The following is a 17,059-nucleotide window of genomic DNA, read 5'->3' on the forward strand; positions in this document are numbered from 1 at the left end:
GATCTAACGTCGGAGTATCCCACGACATCCCGCGTAGGCGGTAGATACCATGAGTCTCACAGACGTACTCCGTTCGCGGTACGCGTTCAAGCTGTTCGCAATCGCGGTACTCATCGTCGCTATCATCGGTACCGTCGGGACGGTGATGGCCCTCCAGGTGTCCGACCAGGTGACAGGCGAGCAACTCCAGTCACTGGAGAACAACGCCGAACTCGAAGCCGACCAGCTTGCGCGCTGGTTCGAGGGCGAACAAGAGTCGATTCGCGTCCTCTCAGCACACCAGGGAATCGACGCCGACGACCCGGCACAGACCCGGGAGACGCTGTACTCGGAGCTCGAACAGCGCTCGGACGAGGTTGTCAGTTTCCACGTCGCCGAGCGCGCCCCTGTCCAGCCCTCGAACGGCACGACCGAACCGCTCGTCGTGAGCACGAACCGGTCCCTCGAGGGTGCGCCACTTGCCGCGACGAACATCGACTGGGGCGAGAACACAGACGGCGAGGAGATACAGTACGACTTCGAGGGGCCGAACGACATTCTCGTCTCGTGGGTGTATCTCGACGACGGCCACATGTCCGTCGCAATCGCCTCGCCAACGCCTGACGGCAAGCACGTCCTCGTCGGGGAGTACCAGCCGAGCGTCCGCATCGGCGAGTCGACACACGTCATCGAGGGGACCGAAACCATCGTCCTCGGCGGCGTGAGCGCGTACGTGATGTTCGAGGAGGACGGCCCCAACGAGTTCCGGCCCTACAAGGGCAGGCAGAACCGAACGGAGGTGGGGCAGCGGATTCTCGCCCGGGAGGACCAGTTTGCGCCGCTCAACGGCTCTAAAATCGCCAGCGGCGAGGTTCGAGGCTACCACAGCGTGCCGGGAGATGGCGTCAACTGGGTCGTGGTCAAAGAGGCACCGCGGTCGAACGCGCTGGCGCTGACAAACCGGGTACAGACCGACCTGACCGTGTTGATCGGGACGATGTTCCTCGGATTCTTGCTCGTCGGGGTCGTCATCCAGTACGGTCCGATTCGGTCTATCAAGCGCCTGGCGGGACAGGCCGACGCCATCGCGGACGGCGACCTGAGCGTCGAGGTCGAGACAGCGGGGCGAATCGACGAAATTGGCCGCCTCAGGCGGAGTTTCCGGAACACAAAACAGTACATCGAGACGATAGCGCGCCAGTCCGAGGCGCTCTCACGTCAGGAGTTCGACGCCGACGTATTAGACGAAGAGATTCCCGGCCGCGTTGGTGAGGCGATGACAGCGATGCAGACCGACTTGGAGCGGTTCATCGGCGAGATCGAACGCGAGCGCGAGCGGTACATAACACTGGTCGAACAGAGCAGCGACGGCGTCGTCGTCGTCCAGGACGGCAGGTGTGTGTTCGCAAACGAGCAGTTCGCAGAGATTACCGGCTACGACCACGACACGCTTCAGGAGTCACATCTCATCGACCTCGTCGTCCCGGCTGACCGTGAATTCGTGGGCGAACGCTACGACCGACAGCTGGAAGATGCCGACCCAACCCAGTTCGAGGCCGACATCGAGACCCGGGACGGCACACGCCGAACAGTTGAACTCTCGATGGCGCCCATCGAACGCGACGGCGAGCCCGCGGTGCTGGTGAACGTCCGTGACGTGACCGACCGAAAACACCGCGAGCAACGGCTCGAAGTGTTTAACCGCGTCCTTCGGCACAACATCCGCAACCAAGCCGACGTTGTCAAAAGCCACGCCGAGGTGTTGAGCGATCGGTCGGCGGACCGACACGTGAGTCAGATTCTGGACTCGGCCGACCGGCTCGCAGTCATCGGCAACCGGGCTCGAACCATCGACCGCATCATCTCACGGGAGGTCCAGCCCTCGACGGTCGACCTCACAGAGCTGTTCGAACGGGTCCGAAACGGCGTCGACGAGCGAGGAGAGAGCGTCACGGTGACGACACAGGTCGCGGGCGTCGACGAGCTCGTCACCGACGAGTGGATCCTCGAAGCGATTCTAGAGAGCCTGGTGGCGAACTCGTTGCGGTACGCGGAATCGGAGGTGACGATAGCCGCCGAGCAGACAGACGAGGGGTGTGTTCTCACGGTCGAAGACGACGGCCCCGGAATCCCGGCCGACGAGATTGCGGCACTTGATGCCGGCACCGAGACCCGGCTCCAGCACAGTCGAGGGCTGCTCGGCTTGTGGCAGCTCAAGTGGGGCGTCGAGAAGCTTGCAGGATCGCTTACCTTCGACACGGAGGAGAGGACGACTGTCCGGGTCGTCCTCCCCGACTGGGGCGGGAACGACGATATCTGAGCACCACAGGTATTCGGTAGTGTAGCCCGTAGATGCGGTATGACAGACGAAACCGACGCCGAGATACCTGTCACAGCAGCACCGCCCGAGAGTCCGTTCCGAACGCTCGGCACCGACCACATCACCATCTGGGGGTCGAACGCCGAAGCCACAATCGAGTACTACCGCGACCTGCTGGGAATGTCGCTCGTGCTTCGCCAGCCCAACCTCGACGATCCCGCACAGGAACACCTGTTTTTCGACACCGGCGACGGAACGATTCTGACCTTCTTCGTCAGTGACGACCGAACGGAAAATCCCCGACCCCAGCGCAACGGCGTCGGCGGCGTCCACCACCTCTGTTTTAATATCGACCCCGACCGCTTCGAGGAGGTGGCAACAGCCCTCAACGACGCCGGACGGTCGTACAACGTCTTCGACCGTGGAATCTTTTTCTCGCTGTACACCCGCGACCACGACGGCCTCATCATCGAACTCACCGCCGACAAGTTCGACATCCCCGACGACAGGAAAGGTGAGGTCCTCGCGAAGGCACAGGAGCTACGCGTTGCTGACGGTGCAGAGTACGCACAGACAGAACACCTGGCGGCTGCACTCGACGAGTTGGGTGTCGAGGCCGAGGCCTACGACCTCCCGGACGCAGAAAGCGGTGTCGGCGGCGTCTAGAGGTCGTAGAGGTCGCCGTACTTCTCGGTCGCGTAGTCGAGGAAGTAGTCAGCGGTGAACTCCTCGCCAGTCGCCTCCCGAATCAGGTCGGGCGTGGTGTACCGGCAGCCGTGTTCGTGGACGTTCTCGTTGAGCCAGCCGTAGAGACGGTCGAACTCGCCGGACTCGATGTCGTCGTCGAGGTCGCCCAGCTCGCGCTCGGCGGCGGCAAACAGCTGGGAGGCAAGGACCGACCCCAGCGAGTAGGTGGGGAAGTAGCCGAAGTTGCCGTGTGACCAGTGGATATCCTGGAGACAGCCCTCCGCGTCGTTCTCGGGACGGACGCCGAGGTACTCCTCGTACTTGTCGTTCCAGACGCCGGGCACCTCGCTCACGTCGAGGTCGCCCCGAATCAGGTCGCGTTCAATCTCGAACCGGACGATGATGTGCATGTGGTAGGTCAGCTCGTCCGCCTCGACCCGAATGAGGTTGTCATCGTAGACCTCGTTTGAATGTTCATACAGCGCACGCGGCGACGTGTCGACGCCGAGGTGGTCCTCGACCGCAGACGTGAACAGCCGCCAGAAAGGCAGCGAGCGCCCGACGTGGTTCTCCCAGAGCCGGGACTGGGACTCGTGGACGGTCATATCGCGGCTATCGCCCAGTGGCGTGCCGTAGTGTTCGTCGGGGAGTCCAAGCGTGTAGCTGGCGTGGCCGAACTCGTGAATCGTCGACCCGACGGCTCCCATCGGGTCCTCGGGGCTGAACCGTGTCGTGACGCGGGCGTCGAACTGTGTTCCTGTCGAGAACGGGTGGGCGGCCGTATCGAGACGGCCCCGGTCCCAGTCGTAGCCAAGCGTGTCGAGCGCCTCTCTGACGAGGTCTTCCTGACGGTCCGGGTCGTACTCGCCCTCGAAGGGGTCGGCCGGCTCGACATCGCTTTCGGCGACGGCGTCGATGAGGTCTGGAAGCTCCTCGCGAAGTTCGGTCAGAATCTCCTCGGCCGTCTCGATGTCGATGTACGGCTCGAAGTTCTCGAACAGCACCTCGTAGGGGTCGCGGTCGGGGTCGATTGCCTCGGCGTACTCCCGGCGGAGTTGGACCAGTTCTTCGAGTGTCTCCTCGAACTGTGAGAAGTCGGCGTCGGCTTTCGCCCCCTCCCAGACCGGCAGGGCGTTCGAACTTGCCTCGGAAATGCGTTTGACGAGATCTTCCGGTACCGCACTTGCGCGCTCGTGGGCACGCCCGACCTCCCGGACGACTGCCCCTCGCTCGCCGTCGAGATCGTCGAGTTCGTCGAGCCACGCAGCGAGGTCGTCGTCGGTGAGCAGGTCGTGACGCAGTGTCGACAGGGCAGAGCTCTGTTTCGACCGGGCGGGTGTCCCCTCCTCGGGCATCGTCACCTGCTGGTCCCAGCCCAGTACGCCGGCCGCGTCGCCGACGTAGTTGTACGTCTGCACGTGGTCGAGAAACTCCTCGTAGGTCTCGTCGGTCTGCCGTGCCTCCTGTGACATAGCCCCAGATAGCGCCAGCAGCCCCAAGAACGCATCGCTCCAGCTAGAGGTGGCCACAATCAGACGGCTACCCCGACAGCTCGAACTCCTCGGCACACCGGCGGTAGATGTCGTAACACCGGTCGAGCGCTGCCATGGAGACGCTCTCGTCTTTAGTGTGTGCCTCGCCGGGTTCGGCGGCCCCACAGACGACACAGGTCGTCCCCGCCTCGGCAAGCCAGCCGGCGTCGGTGGCGTGGGGTTTGAGCACCTGCTCGGGGTCGCCCTCCTGGACGGCGGTCGCCGCCTCGAAGACGAAATCGCCGAAGGCCGGCTCGTCACACGCCATCGGCGGGAGGTCCTGGTCGATTTTGAGGGTCACGCCCGGAATCTCCTCAACGTGGGAGAGCGGTGCGCGCCCGTCGGGGACCGTCCGCTCGTCGACGGTGACGGTACAGGCGTCAGGAATCACGTTCCAGGCGGTCCCACCCTCGATTTCGGTGACAGCGACCGACCCTCGTATCTCGTGGCCGAGCACCGTCGTCTCGGGGAACTCAAGGTTCCGGACTGTCTCGATTGCGTCGGTCGCTCGGTAGATGGCGTTCTCGCCGGCCTCGGGCTCGCTGGCGTGGGCGGCGGCCCCCTCGACGTGGATGGTACTGCCTCGCCTGCCCCGGTGGGCGATAACGACGTCGGTGACGCCGTCTTTCGAGTAGTTTGTCGAGCCCTCGCCGACGATAGCGTAATCCGGCGAGAAGCCGTCCTCGATTGCGCCGCGGGCACCCGTGCCGCCGACCTCCTCGCCGACGAAAGAGGCGAAGACGAGTTCGCAGTCGGGGTCTGCGTCCCGGAAGGCACACATCGCCGCCGCGACCGCGCCTTTCATATCGGCCGCGCCGCGTCCGTAGATGCGCCCGTCGCGCTCCTCGACACGGAAGCCGTCGTCGCCGACCTGTGACGCCTCGGGCGGGACCACGTCGTGGTGGCCGACCAGAGCGAGCGAGTCCTCGCCGCTTCCCTTCCGGGCGATGACGTTGCCGTGGCGGTCGCGCTCGACGGCAGCGCCGGTCTCCTCGCGGAGCCAGTCCTCGATATAGTCGCCCGCCGCGGTCTCGTCCTCGTGGCTCGGTATCGCGACCAGTTCCGTCGTCAGCGCTGGAACGCCTGTCATTACCGGAAGGGAGAGGCCGTGGCGGAAAAATCTTCGTTCGACAGGTAGTCTTTATCAAAGAAAGTTCGGTGAGAAAGGGCAAAACAGCAAGAAAGTCCCGCCGACATTCGCTTTTTAAGCCGGGCGGGACTGAAAGGGGCGAGTCGTTCGACGAGCGAGACGACGCAAGGACCGCAACGGAGTGAGGACCGCAGCGAGTCACAGCCGTCGAACGACTCGGGGCTTTCTTGCTGTTTCATATTCCACCGCTAACCGACACGCGAAACAAAACACCGTCGTCCGACAAGCACAAACGCTTTTGCCGGGCCGTCCGTCGGGGTGAGTATGAACGAGGACCTGATGGACATCCTGTGCTGTCCGCTCGACAAACACGAACTCGAACTGGCTGTCGACGACCGCGATGACGAGGAGATCCTCGCGGGAACGCTGACCTGCACCGAGTGTGGCGAGGTCTACCCTATCGAGGACGGGATTCCGAACATGTTGCCCCCGGACATGCGCGAAGAGGCACCGGCCTGAAGCTTTTTTTACCAGCCCACCCCACACTGTATCGTGACAGACGAGTTGCCCGTGCACATCAGCCGGGAGGAACTCCACGCCCTCGAAGTGCCGGCGTCGTTCGAAGCCACGGGCTCGTTCGATATCCGCCTCATCAACCACGGCGAGGCGCTCCATCTCCACCTCCATCTGGACGACCCCCTGTCCGAGGTGGCTGCTATCGACGCGGGCAACCACTACGTCGAGGGTGACTCCGAGCGCCTCGTCCGAGTCACCGTCGACCGCGACAGGGTGACCGAGGAGGGACTGCTCGGCAAACTCAAGGTTGTCTCGGCCTACGGCGCACAGACCCGCTGGATAGATATTGAGCTGGCCGAACCCGCCCCGGAAGAGCAGTCGGTCCAGGTCGACGAATCACTCGCCCAGCCACAGCACACCACCCAGGAGAGCGATCCGGTCGTCGAGAATCCGACGGCGCTCGTCCTCGGCCTGGGTCTCGTTGCGGTGCTGATCGCGGCCGTGGCGGCTGTCTCTATCGCCGACCTTCTGGTCGTTGGCGGGGCGCTGGTCGTCGTCGGCGGCGTACTCGTCGCGTTGTTTTTCCTCCTGCAAGAGGGCTGAGAGGGCTATTCGGGCCGGCTGTATTCAGGGTCGGCCATCTGTGCGGACATCGGGGCCGGGTCCCCAGGCGTGAGATTGTACGCCGAGAAGTCCTCGACGCCGGCCTCTCGGAGGAGTTCCTCGTCGTAGACGGCGTTGCCAGTGAACTCCGCGGGGTCGCGGCTGAGAATCTCCAAGACGGTATCCGAGACGATATCTGGCGTGCGCCAGTCGTCCTCGGTTCCGAGCCCGAAATACCGGGTCGCCCGGGTGTCGATGGCCGTCACGGGCCAGAAGGAGTTACAGCCGATGTCGTACGCGTCGAGTTCGTCGGCAAGCGAGAGCGTGACGAATGACATGCCGAGCTTGGACCACGTGTAGGGAGCGCTGCCCGGCTTGCGGTCGACGGTCACCGGCGGGGCGTTTGCCAGAATCCAGGCGTCGTCGACCTCCTTGAGGTGGTCGATAAAGGCACGGGCGGTCAGGTATGTTCCCCGGACGTTCACGTCGGTCATCAAATCGAAGCGCTTGGGTGGAAGCTCCTCGACGGTCTGGAGCTGTATCGCGCTCGCGTTGTTGATGACGATGTCGACTTCGCCGAAGTGTTCGATGGCCTCCTGTGCAGCCGCCTCGACGGCCTCGGCATCTCGAACGTCGACCTGAATCGGTAGGGCCTCTGGACCTCGCTGTTCGACCTCGCGTGCGGTCTGTTCGATGGTCCCCTCGACCTCTTTGTCCTCGCTGTACTCGTCGCCCTCCTCGCTCGTTTTGCCCGTCGAGACGATGTTACAGCCCCGGTCAGCCAGGTCCAGCGCAAGCTGCTTGCCGATGCCGCGTGTCGTCCCCGTAATGAAGGCGGTACTTCCTGTCAGGTCGGGTCTATCAAGACTCATAGGCGGGCTTTGACGGCCACAGACATAAGAGTGGCAGCCACCTCACAGAACGCTCACAGTTCATCCGCCCGAGCCCTGACGTACAGTCCGGCGAGTTTTGGGGTCGAGACAACAGCTACGACCACGAGCCCCCCGAACGCCAGCCACACGGGTTCGGGGACGGGGAGTATCTCGTCGAGGAGGCCAAGTACTGCCAGCACACCACCGACGGCGAGAAGCAGGTCGCCGATGAATTCGGTGGCGAGTTCCGGTGCAATCAGTGGCTGTATCCCGCTGACGAGCCACGGCAGACCGGACAGACGCATGGCAACGCCAAGGCCGATGACGACTCCGGCGACGGCGATAGATTCGACGCTCATATCGGTTTCTCGACTGGTGAGGGATATAAACACCGGCACTTTGTTCCAGTGACAGCAACCCGATGACTGTCAGCCGAGTTGCTCGCCCACGAGTGCGTCGGCCTCCTCGACGAACGCCTCTTCGGCCCCCGCGGGCACGGTCGCACCAGCGGCGATATCGTGACCGCCGCCGTCGCCGCCGACCGCCCGCGAGGCTGTTGTCATCACGGCAGAGAGGTCGAGCCCGCGTGCGACCAGCCGACCGGTTCCCCGTGCCGAGACTTTCGTCTCCTCGTCGTTCTTCCGGGCGAAGGCGATAATCGGCCGGTCAGGGTTGACCCCGTCGATGCCGAGTGCCATCCCAGCGACGATGCCGACGATGGTCTCGCGAATCTCCTCACCGGCGTCGAAGTACTGGACGTGTTCGGCCTCCTCGACGCCCTGTTGGCTGACGGTCTCCAACCCCTCCGAGAGGTTCCGGCGGTGGTTTTCGAGCAGGCGTCGCGCCCGGTCGAGAGCCTCCGTACGGTCGCCGAGACAGACGGCCAGCCCCACGTCGGCCCGTTCGTATCGGGCTGTCGCGTTCAACAGGGTCGAGAACTCGCTGGCGTCCCGCAACTCGGAGCCCTCGGGCTCGTCGAGCAGGCGGTAGGCCGTCCCGACGAGACGCTGGGCTTTCTCTGAGGGGACGCCGCGTTCGAGTGCGCGCTGGAGCAAGGCGCTTGTGACGGTCTGTTTCTCCTCGGCGGTCAAATCCACCCAGCGTCGCCAGCTCCCCTCCACCTGGAGGTCGACATCCAAGTCCTGGAGGAAGGCGACCGCCCCCTGTTCGTCGTTCGAGATACCCGGAATCCGTACGTCGTTGCCGTATTCGAGTAGCTTCGGCAGGGGGCGAGTCTGCGTGCCGTACAGCGTGAGGTCGGTCGCCTCCTCGATGACACCTGCCTCGGCACCTTCGGCGACGATGGCCTCGTTGGCCCCCGTGAGTTCGCCCTCGACGGTCTGCATATCACCGACTGCACCGACAACTGCAAGCGCCGCGAGGTCGCGGTTGTTCGCGGGGACGCTCCCGTCGTCGGTTTCTGCGAGCGCGCGAGCGAGCAGATAGCTTGCTCCGGCCCCCGAGAGTTCTGATGCGCCGTCGATGCCCTCCAGCAGCGGGTTGAGGTGGTACTCGGTCGTCTCGTCGGCGGGCTGGTGGTGGTCGGCGATGACGGGCTCGAAATCGCCGGCTCGTTCGTGTTCGGCGATGTCGTCGAGCTGGCCGCTCCCGAAGTCGGTAAACAGCACCGTCTCGTACTCGGTGGCTGCAATCGAGGCGATTTCGGTCTCGTCGAGCTGTTTCTTGAAGACGACCTCGTGGGGGAGCGAGGCGCGTTCGAGCGCCGTCGAGGCGATTGCGGCGCTCGTCAGCCCGTCGGCGTCGATATGCGAGGCGAGCAACACCCGGTCAGCCTCGTGGAGTCGGCGGGCACAGGCCGTCGCACGTTCGTCGAGGGCGGGTACTGGTCCCATCACGACTGGGTTGGTCCGGCTTCGGACTTAAGCTTGCGGTCGTCTTTGGAGGTAGTATTCAGATATGGAGTCACAGCAGTGATCGAGACAGAGAAAGCCCTCGGGACTCTCGCCCTTTCAGCCCGCCAGGGTTCAGTAGGTTGGGTTGGCCGAAACAGGCTGTTTGTCCGATGCGTATTTGAGTAGCTCCTCTCTCTGCCCCTATCTCACAACGCAGGGAAGCGCATAGAAAGCGATTTAGCCCGCCTGGAGCAAGAAGCCGATAATGCCACTGGCCGATTCGGACCACGAACTCGTCGTCGCGGAGCTCGGCCGCGAGCCGACGCCCGCGGAGGCGGCGCTGTTCGAGAATCTCTGGAGCGAACACTGTGCCTACCGCTCCTCGCGACCCCTGCTGTCGGCCTTTGACTCCGAGGGCGAGCAGGTCGTCGTGGGACCGGGAGACGACGCCGCCGTCGTCGCACTGCCGGGAGAGGAGGAGACCTACATCACGATGGGTATCGAGAGCCACAACCACCCCTCGTATGTCGACCCCTTCGACGGGGCGGCGACCGGTGTCGGCGGCATTGTCCGTGATACGCTCTCGATGGGTGCCTACCCCATCGCGCTCGCGGACTCGCTGTATTTCGGTGCTTTCGACCGCGAACACGCCCGGTATCTCTTCGAGGGCGTCGTCGAGGGTATCAGCCACTACGGCAACTGTATCGGCGTCCCGACGGTGACCGGGAGCGTCGCCTTCCACAACGATTACGAGGGGAATCCGCTGGTCAATGTGGCCTGTATCGGCCTCGTCGAGGACCCCGAGCGGATGGTCACCGCCCAGGCACAGGAGCCCGGCAACGCGCTTGTTCTCGTTGGCAACGCCACCGGACGAGACGGACTCGGTGGGGCATCCTTCGCCAGTGAGGACCTCTCCGAGGACGCCGAGACCGAGGACCGCCCAGCCGTCCAGGTCGGAGACCCCTACACGGAGAAACTGCTCATCGAGGCCAACGAACACCTCCTCGACGAGAGTCTTGTCGAATCCGCCCGTGACCTGGGCGCGGCCGGCCTCGGCGGCGCGAGCAGCGAGATGGTTGCCAAGGCCGGTCTCGGCGCGCGTATCGAACTCGACGAGGTCCACCAGCGCGAGCCGAACATGAGCGGCCTCGAAATCCTCCTCTCGGAGTCCCAAGAACGGATGTGTTACGAGGTCGAACCAGAGAACGTCGACCGCGTCGCCGAAATCGCCGAGCGGTACGACCTCGGCTGTTCGGTTATCGGCGAAGTGACCGAGGGGAACTACGTCTGTACCGACAACGGGGAGACACTCGTCGACGTCGACGCAGAGTTCCTCGGCGAGGGTGCACCGATGAACGACCTGGCGATGGACGACCCCGCCGAGCCAGCCCGCGAGTTGCCCGACCTCGACACGAAATCAGGGGTCGAAGCAGTCCTGAGCAGCCCGAACACCGCCTCGAAACAGTGGGTCTACCGTCAGTACGACCACGAGGTCCAGACCCGGACCGCCCGCCGCCCCGGCGACGACGCCGCGATACTCGCGGTCCGGGAGGCCGGCGTCGGCCTGGCGTTTTCGTCCGGCGCAGACCCCAACTGGACCGACGCCGCACCCTACGAGGGAGCGCGTGCGGTCGCCCTGGAGAACGCGACCAACATCGCAGCCAAGGGCGCGACTCCGCTCGCAGCGGTCAACTGCCTCAACGGCGGCAATCCCGAGAAATCCGATGTCTACGGCGGCTTCGGTGGCATCGTCGACGGGCTGGCCGATATGTGTAGCGACCTGGAGACGCCGGTCGTCGGCGGCAACGTCTCGCTGTACAACGACTCACCGAGCGGTCCGATTCCGCCGACGCCGACGCTTGCAGTCGTCGGGACCAAAGCGGGCTACGACTCGCCGCCGCTGGAGCTGTCGGGCGATGGTGAACTCCTGCTTGTCGGCGACAAGGCACTCGTTGGGGAGGCGACGCCAGGGCTTGGCGGGTCGGAGCTGCTTGCACAGTTCGGCGGCACAGACACGTTCCCGACGCTGCCCGAGGACCCGGGTGTGCTCATCGAGACAATCGCCGAGGTGGCAAACGACGATGCGACGCTCGCCACCCACGACGTGAGCCACGGCGGACTCGCGGTTGCGCTTGCGGAGATGGTGACCGGCGAGGCAGGCGCAACCGTCGAGGTGAGCGGCGAGGGGAGCCCCGCGGAGTTGCTCTTTCACGAACAGCCCGGCCGCGTCGTCATCGAGACGACCGACCCCGAAGCCGTCGAGGAGGCCTTCGATGGTGTCGCACCTGTTTCCCGCCTCGGGAATGCCACAGCGGACGGAACACTCTCGCTGTCGGCCGGGGAGATGACCGTCCATCTCGACGCCGACACCGTCGCCGACTACCGCTCAACCATTGAGGACGCCCTCTCGTAGAAGGACAGAGCGAGTACCCGCGGATTTATATTCTCAGGGCGGAACATCCACAGCATGGAGATACCGGACCCTATCGCACAGCAACTCGGCGACGAGGAGCTGGAATCCGCCGTCAACCTCGGGGACGAGGACCTCATCTGCTTCACTCCGTCCCGGACACTCCTCTATCACGGAGAAGGGCTGTTGAGCGACGAGTCTCTCGAAGTGTTCGACCACGATGTCGAGCGCCTGGGCATCTCGGAGGGCCGACGGAAGACTTCGTTTACACTCACGTACGTCGACAACGAGAGTCGGTTCACGATTCCGCGTGACCGGACGGACCCGGTCCTAGAGCGGCTGCTCTCGGGCGTGCTCGAAACCGCTGGCGTGATAGAGAGCGACGAGCAAATCGAGGGCGTCTTCCGGTTCAGTGAGCTGGCGCTTGTCGTCACCGACCGGCGCATCGTCAAACACATCGGTGCCTATCTGTGGGACCCCGACTACGAGGAGTACCCCTACTCACAGGTCACTGGCCTGGAGTTCGAGGAGGGTAGCGTCGCAACCTCCGTCGTCATCTCGGTCGACGGCAGGCCACAGCGTATCAAAGCGCCAAGCGGTGAGGCGGAAGTCCTCCGCCGTGCACTTACGACTGCGCTCTTTTCGTACTACGAGGTCGACTCTCTCGAAGAGCTAAACGCGACACTCGCCGAGAGTAAGCCCGAAACGAGCGAATCGACCGAATCGAGCGGGTCGCTCTCCTCGGACATCGAACTCGACGACACGATTGACCCGCTGGTCACGCCGGACGACAACGCGGCCGACGACATCTCGGAGCCACCTACCGAGGCCACCAAACCCGAAAGCGGGAGTACATCGGAGTCGCCAGGAAACACAACCGAGCCGCTGGTCGAGAAAACAGAACCGTCGGCCAGGACCACAGAGAGTTCGACGGCGGCCGCCGACACTGAACCGGGCGACCGAAACCGCACCCACACAGCCGCGGGTGATACGGGAGCACAGACAACCGCCGACCAATCAGCCGATACCGGAACGCCGGATATTGACCCGGACGATATCGAGGCGATGAAGTCGCGGCTCGACACGCTGACCGAGGTCGCCAAGCGCCAGAACACGCTGCTCAAACAGCAACAGGAGACGATAACCCAGCTCGTCGACGAGCTGAAACGACAGCGGTAGTCATTCTCGGCCGGTCACCTTGCGAATACACGAAGAGCCGAAGGGACCGTGTTCGCCGGCATCAAAGACCATGAAGTAGCCGGTGGTGATAGTCGTCCCACAGCGCCGACAAGAGAACTCGCCCTCCCGGGATACCACGTCGGCCTCGAAGCTCACGAACTGGCCCCGCTGGGGGCGGATGACGCCATCCTCGCGCTCGATGACGCCACGCATCTCCGCGGTGTCGAGTATCCTGCGCGTCACCGCCGGGTCCGTCGTGACGGTCTCGACCCGGTCGATTGCCTCCTTCAACGAGAGTTCTCCGTCTTCGAGGTGGGCGAGCAGCGCAACGCCGAGTTCGACGGTTTCGGCAATCGGGTCGTCGTTTCCGGACACGGCCGGGCGTTGGGTCGCCCTGGTAAAATGTTTACCCCGACACAACCACAAAGCGTTTGACTCCAGGGTAATGTTATATCCACCATGAAACGAGCGACGGTCCGCCAGCTCATCGGTCTCGGCGGACTGGGTGGAGTCGCGGCGGCCGCCGCATTCCTCTTTTCGCCCGGGACCGTCGTCGCCGAGCTCGAAGCGCTGGCATCGAGACCGCTGTTGTTCGCGGTCGCGCTCGTCGCCGTCTATCTCGTCCGGCCGTTCCTGCTGTGGCCGGTCTCGTCGGTCGCGCTCGTGCTCGGATTCCTGTACGGGACGGCTGTCGCCCTGCCGCTTGCCCTGGCTGGGGCGGCGTTGACGGCGCTGCCGCCGTATCTGGTCGGGCGATACGCCAAGACAGATATCGGACTGTTCGGGACGCTCGGCAGCTCCGGCGAGCAGTTTGTCGAGACCGTCGGCGAGTTCCGGGGTGTCGTCGCCGCGCGGTTCTCGCCGGTGCCGGGTGACCCGATCTCGTACGGCTCCGGGCTGTCAGGAGTCTCGCTGAAGCCGTTTCTGGCCGGAACCGTGGTCGGCGAGATACCGTGGGCGCTCGTGACCGTCCTGACGGGCGCGTCGATGCGGACGCTCTCGGTGTCGTCGTTCTCGCTGAGTCCCGAACTCGTCGTGGCGCTGGCGGGGCTGGCTGTCATTCTTTTGGCCGGTCCGCTCTATCGGGCACTCAATCAGCCACAGGCCGTCGGGGAGTAGTTCACGGCTCAACGTGGGCGACCGGCGTGTACCTGCCGGTCACCTCACCCGGGACCGGGAACGTGCCGACGACTTGCCAGCCGTTGTCTCGCTCCATCACCGTCCCCCGGTGTGTCGCCGCGACCAGTGTCCCGTCGACGGCGGTCATCCCCGTGACCGTCTCGTCCGGCCGGGGGTGGGAAACCGGCTGTAGCTCTCTCAGGTCCTCCGAGACGAACAGCTCGGGGTCGGCGCTCCCGTCGTTCCACGTCGAAGAGTTTCGAAGCGCGCCGGCTGCATAGACCGTGTCTCCGACCGCCGAAACCGCGCGGAAGTACCGCTGTGGGAACTCCTCGTCGAGCCGCCGCCAGTCACGCCCCGCGTTGTCGGTCGAGAACAAACCGAACCCCGTCGCGACGACGAAGGTCTCGGGGTCGAGAACACACAGCTCGTGGACGTCGCCGTCACCCCCCTCGCGGGCCTCCCACGTCGCGCCGCCGTCGTCGCTGACGTGGACGCCGCCGACCTCGACTCCGGCGACGACTCGTTCTGAGTCTCCGGGGGCGACGTGTACGTCTCGGACCTGTGCGCGGTCGTCGTGACGGGATACCTGCCACTCCTCGCCCGAGGGTCGGTCACGGAAGGGGTCGACTTCGTGCCACCCCGCGTCGTCGTCGACTGTCGTTTCGAAAAGGTGTGCCGGGCGCGTTCCGGCAAACAGCGTCCTGTCCTCGGCGCGGGCACCGACTGCGTAGACGTTCTCGACTGGAACCGCCAGGTCTTCCCAGTGAGTGCCATCGAGCGACCGATACAACCCGGTCTCGGTGGCGGCGAAGACGCCATCTATCCCGTCGAACGTCTGAATGCGTCTGACCCGGCCGGTTTCGTGGACCTGCGTCGCGGTCGTGTCACCGTCGCGTTCGAGCTGTCGAAGCCTGTACAGACCGTCGTCGCTTCCAATCAGCAACATACCAACCCCCAGGGCCGGCAGGGACTAAAGCGCTCCCGAAAGCCCAGTTTAGTAATATACGCTATAGTTACTGGAACCACACGACTGGAATCGATTAGATGGCTGTTTAGGCTGAAAAGGTAGTATATATTATATATCGTCGTCGGCAGGCGACGCAGAGACGCTATGGTCGAGAATCGAAAGCTCCTCGTCAACGACCAGTTCGAGAGTTACTCCGTCGACGGGGACTTCGAGGACGATTTCCCAGGGGTCGGTCGACCGGACGGTGAGGTATCTGTCTGTGGCTGCGAAGGGAATCTCCCAGCGCGGCGTCGTCGTCACGTCGAGCCCCTGTTCGTAACAGAAGCCGATGACCGCCGGGTGATGGAGAAACAGAGAGCCAAGAGAGAGATAGGAGTGGTTCCCGCAGTAGCCACAGGACTGGTAGACGTAGAGGTCTCGCTCGACAACATCGGTGAAGCCGGTCTCCGAGGGATCGAGGAGCTCGGTTTCGAGCGGATTAAGACAGGTCGGGCAGACACCCTGTGCGAAGGCCTGTCGGAGGTGGTAATTATACCCCTCGACACGAGACTGGAGGTTCTCGTCGGTCCGGACCGCAGACGGCGGGGCGAGAATCAGATCATAGAGCGTCTCACAGCCGTGACACTGGACGGTGAACATCCCGTCGTCGTAGGCGAGTTTTAGCTGGTCGTCACAGTAGTAACAGTCCTGGTCGATGGCGACCGGAGAGAGCGACTCACGCTCGGTGAACGTGCCTGCACGAATCGTCCGGTACAGCATCTTTCCCTCCGGGCGGAGTCGATACCCTTCGTCGGTCTTCTCGACGTAGTGGCCGACGAGTTTCTGGAGATGATAGTTGAACTGGCTGCTGACGACATCGGTTTCGGCGGCCGCTCTGAGGTCGGCGAACCCGAGCGTCGATTCCCCGGTGGCGTCGGCGTCGTGAGCGCCGAGCGTCCGGATGATCTCTGCCCGAATCTCGTTGCCGACGAGCGCGAACGCATCCTCCGAGGTCGACTGATTCGGCGTCTCCCCGGCGGGCTTGCCAGCCTCGTTCAACCCGGAGTGGGTGCTCTCGACGCTGCTCAGGATTCCCGGCAGATCACTCGCCGGCTGGTCGTCGTCAGTCATGCTAGCAGCTACCATCGAGAGGCACGAATCGTTTGGGGTCGGCTCACTCCGGGGTCGCCAGCGACGGCACGTCCTCGGGAGTGTCGAAGTCGTGGAAATGCTCGCCTTCCTCTTTCGAGAGGATGTTCAACGCGGCGGCCCCGCCGTCGCCGGCAGAGATAATCGCCTCGTACTCCCCGGTCCGGACCATCGCACCCGTGGCGTAGGCGTTCTCGACGCTGGTCTCCATCGTCACGTCGACCTCGACCACATCCTCGTCGAACGCACATCCCAACTCCTCGGCCAGCGTTGTATCGTCGCCGGTCGCGAGGACGACGTAGTCGGCGGTCAGTTCCTCGTCTTCGGTCGTGACGAGAAAGCCGTCGTCGGTCGTCTCGGCGGCTGTCACCTCCTCGTCGTCTCGGAGCGTGACGCCGCGGTCTCTGACCTGCCCGCGGGCGACGGCCATGAACTCGTCCCCGCCGATAGAGCGGATACCGAGATAGTTGAACAGGTGGGCGTGGCTCATCCAGGAGTCGCCCGTATCGAAGACCGTCGTGTCGAGGCCGTTTTTCTCTGTGAACAGTGCTGCGCTCAGGCCGGCGGGACCGCCGCCGACGACGAGTACGTCAGACATCGTAGGCAGTACTGGGTCAAGGCTGTACGTAAAGCCCTCCGAAATTGCAGTTTTGTAAAAACGCCTACAGTTCGGTAGGCTGTCAGTAAAAGGTGTCCGAACAGTCGTAGACAACGCCGTGTTCTGGACAGACGTACTTGCAGTGACGGTGGGTCATCGGACGCTCGCAAATCGGACACGGACGGCCACCGTCGTTCATGGCT

17 protein-coding genes are annotated in these 17,059 nt (G+C 64.0%); 7 read left to right on the forward strand and 10 right to left on the reverse strand.

Going from position 1 to position 17,059, the window contains the following annotated elements; genetic code table 11:
- Positions 1-49 precede the first annotated feature (49 nt).
- Positions 50-2,299, forward strand: a complete 2,250-nt coding sequence (locus OSC37_RS08035) for a sensor histidine kinase (RefSeq protein ID WP_267164068.1) — start codon at positions 50-52, stop codon at positions 2,297-2,299.
- A 39-nt stretch (positions 2,300-2,338) separates the two neighbouring features.
- On the forward strand, positions 2,339-2,965 hold the full coding sequence (locus OSC37_RS08040; RefSeq protein WP_267164069.1) for a VOC family protein: 627 nt from the start codon (positions 2,339-2,341) through the stop codon (positions 2,963-2,965).
- Here the strand turns inward: OSC37_RS08040 and OSC37_RS08045 are convergent.
- Together OSC37_RS08045 and OSC37_RS08050 are read right to left on the reverse strand one after the other, a co-directional pair.
- Entirely contained in the window at positions 2,962-4,458 is a 1,497-nt protein-coding gene (locus OSC37_RS08045) for a carboxypeptidase M32 (protein WP_267164070.1), read from the reverse strand. The genes OSC37_RS08040 and OSC37_RS08045 overlap by 4 nt on opposite strands.
- Positions 4,459-4,525: 67 nt before the next feature.
- Complete coding sequence (locus tag OSC37_RS08050; RefSeq protein WP_267164071.1) at positions 4,526-5,608, reverse strand: M20 family metallopeptidase; 1,083 nt, start codon at positions 5,606-5,608, stop codon at positions 4,526-4,528.
- A 324-nt stretch (positions 5,609-5,932) separates the two neighbouring features.
- Between OSC37_RS08050 and OSC37_RS08055 the strand changes: the two genes are divergently transcribed.
- Together OSC37_RS08055 and OSC37_RS08060 are read left to right on the forward strand one after the other, a co-directional pair.
- Positions 5,933-6,127: a methytransferase partner Trm112 gene (locus OSC37_RS08055; protein ID WP_267164072.1), complete on the forward strand. Its 195-nt coding sequence runs from the start codon at positions 5,933-5,935 to the stop codon at positions 6,125-6,127.
- A gap of 33 nt (positions 6,128-6,160) precedes the next feature.
- Positions 6,161-6,727: a DUF7524 family protein gene (locus OSC37_RS08060; protein WP_267164073.1), complete on the forward strand. Its 567-nt coding sequence runs from the start codon at positions 6,161-6,163 to the stop codon at positions 6,725-6,727.
- Positions 6,728-6,732: 5 nt separating this feature from the next.
- On the opposite strand, the gene OSC37_RS08065 is transcribed toward OSC37_RS08060, so the two are convergent.
- The 3 genes from OSC37_RS08065 to recJ form a co-directional block, all read right to left on the reverse strand.
- Positions 6,733-7,599, reverse strand: coding sequence for an SDR family oxidoreductase (locus OSC37_RS08065; RefSeq protein WP_267164074.1), 867 nt, complete (start codon positions 7,597-7,599; stop codon positions 6,733-6,735).
- A gap of 53 nt (positions 7,600-7,652) precedes the next feature.
- Positions 7,653-7,958, reverse strand: coding sequence for a hypothetical protein (locus OSC37_RS08070; protein WP_267164075.1), 306 nt, complete (start codon positions 7,956-7,958; stop codon positions 7,653-7,655).
- 69 nt (positions 7,959-8,027) lie between these two features.
- Positions 8,028-9,452 (reverse strand): RecJ family nuclease, encoded by a 1,425-nt coding sequence (recJ, locus tag OSC37_RS08075; RefSeq protein ID WP_267164076.1) that lies wholly within the window; start codon positions 9,450-9,452, stop codon positions 8,028-8,030.
- Positions 9,453-9,717: 265 nt separating this feature from the next.
- Here recJ and purL point away from each other — a divergent pair, with 265 nt between their 5' ends.
- Together purL and OSC37_RS08085 are read left to right on the forward strand one after the other, a co-directional pair.
- The gene (gene purL / locus OSC37_RS08080) at positions 9,718-11,865 is read left to right on the forward strand and encodes a phosphoribosylformylglycinamidine synthase subunit PurL (protein WP_267164077.1); all 2,148 of its coding nucleotides are present in this window, start codon (positions 9,718-9,720) and stop codon (positions 11,863-11,865) included.
- A 54-nt stretch (positions 11,866-11,919) separates the two neighbouring features.
- Entirely contained in the window at positions 11,920-13,041 is a 1,122-nt protein-coding gene (locus OSC37_RS08085; RefSeq protein WP_267164078.1) for a DUF7115 domain-containing protein, read from the forward strand.
- Here the strand turns inward: OSC37_RS08085 and OSC37_RS08090 are convergent, their stop codons facing one another.
- Positions 13,042-13,395: a DUF5830 family protein gene (locus tag OSC37_RS08090; RefSeq protein WP_267164166.1), complete on the reverse strand. Its 354-nt coding sequence runs from the start codon at positions 13,393-13,395 to the stop codon at positions 13,042-13,044.
- A 105-nt stretch (positions 13,396-13,500) separates the two neighbouring features.
- Between OSC37_RS08090 and OSC37_RS08095 the strand changes: the two genes are divergently transcribed.
- Positions 13,501-14,160, forward strand: a complete 660-nt coding sequence (locus OSC37_RS08095) for a TVP38/TMEM64 family protein (protein ID WP_267164079.1) — start codon at positions 13,501-13,503, stop codon at positions 14,158-14,160.
- Position 14,161: 1 nt separating this feature from the next.
- On the opposite strand, the gene OSC37_RS08100 is transcribed toward OSC37_RS08095, so the two are convergent.
- The 4 genes from OSC37_RS08100 to OSC37_RS18950 form a co-directional block, all read right to left on the reverse strand.
- A complete protein-coding gene (locus tag OSC37_RS08100) occupies positions 14,162-15,109 on the reverse strand; it encodes a WD40/YVTN/BNR-like repeat-containing protein (protein WP_267164080.1) in 948 nt (315 codons plus the stop codon).
- 129 nt (positions 15,110-15,238) lie between these two features.
- The gene (locus tag OSC37_RS08105) at positions 15,239-16,240 is read right to left on the reverse strand and encodes a DUF7351 domain-containing protein (protein ID WP_267164081.1); all 1,002 of its coding nucleotides are present in this window, start codon (positions 16,238-16,240) and stop codon (positions 15,239-15,241) included.
- A 43-nt stretch (positions 16,241-16,283) separates the two neighbouring features.
- Positions 16,284-16,856, reverse strand: coding sequence for an NAD(P)/FAD-dependent oxidoreductase (locus OSC37_RS08110; protein WP_267164082.1), 573 nt, complete (start codon positions 16,854-16,856; stop codon positions 16,284-16,286).
- Positions 16,857-16,938: 82 nt separating this feature from the next.
- Positions 16,939-17,055: an HVO_2523 family zinc finger protein gene (locus OSC37_RS18950; protein WP_303657471.1), complete on the reverse strand. Its 117-nt coding sequence runs from the start codon at positions 17,053-17,055 to the stop codon at positions 16,939-16,941.
- Between the last annotated feature and the right edge of the window lie 4 nt (positions 17,056-17,059).

It is taken from the genome of Halovenus salina, assembly GCF_026410925.1.
Lineage (GTDB): Archaea > Halobacteriota > Halobacteria > Halobacteriales > Haloarculaceae > Halovenus > Halovenus salina.

Coding starts and splice junctions, on each gene's coding strand:
- OSC37_RS08085 (WP_267164078.1), top strand. CDS start 11,920: ATGGAGATACCGGACCCTATCGCACAGCAACTCGGCGACGAGGAGCTG.
- OSC37_RS08035 (WP_267164068.1), top strand. CDS start 50: ATGAGTCTCACAGACGTACTCCGTTCGCGGTACGCGTTCAAGCTGTTC.
- OSC37_RS08105 (WP_267164081.1), bottom strand. CDS start 16,240: ATGACTGACGACGACCAGCCGGCGAGTGATCTGCCGGGAATCCTGAGC.
- OSC37_RS08065 (WP_267164074.1), bottom strand. CDS start 7,599: ATGAGTCTTGATAGACCCGACCTGACAGGAAGTACCGCCTTCATTACG.
- OSC37_RS08040 (WP_267164069.1), top strand. CDS start 2,339: ATGACAGACGAAACCGACGCCGAGATACCTGTCACAGCAGCACCGCCC.
- purL (WP_267164077.1), top strand. CDS start 9,718: ATGCCACTGGCCGATTCGGACCACGAACTCGTCGTCGCGGAGCTCGGC.
- recJ (WP_267164076.1), bottom strand. CDS start 9,452: ATGGGACCAGTACCCGCCCTCGACGAACGTGCGACGGCCTGTGCCCGC.
- OSC37_RS18950 (WP_303657471.1), bottom strand. CDS start 17,055: ATGAACGACGGTGGCCGTCCGTGTCCGATTTGCGAGCGTCCGATGACC.
- OSC37_RS08045 (WP_267164070.1), bottom strand. CDS start 4,458: ATGTCACAGGAGGCACGGCAGACCGACGAGACCTACGAGGAGTTTCTC.
- OSC37_RS08100 (WP_267164080.1), bottom strand. CDS start 15,109: ATGTTGCTGATTGGAAGCGACGACGGTCTGTACAGGCTTCGACAGCTC.
- OSC37_RS08110 (WP_267164082.1), bottom strand. CDS start 16,856: ATGTCTGACGTACTCGTCGTCGGCGGCGGTCCCGCCGGCCTGAGCGCA.
- OSC37_RS08055 (WP_267164072.1), top strand. CDS start 5,933: ATGAACGAGGACCTGATGGACATCCTGTGCTGTCCGCTCGACAAACAC.
- OSC37_RS08050 (WP_267164071.1), bottom strand. CDS start 5,608: ATGACAGGCGTTCCAGCGCTGACGACGGAACTGGTCGCGATACCGAGC.
- OSC37_RS08095 (WP_267164079.1), top strand. CDS start 13,501: ATGAAACGAGCGACGGTCCGCCAGCTCATCGGTCTCGGCGGACTGGGT.
- OSC37_RS08070 (WP_267164075.1), bottom strand. CDS start 7,958: ATGAGCGTCGAATCTATCGCCGTCGCCGGAGTCGTCATCGGCCTTGGC.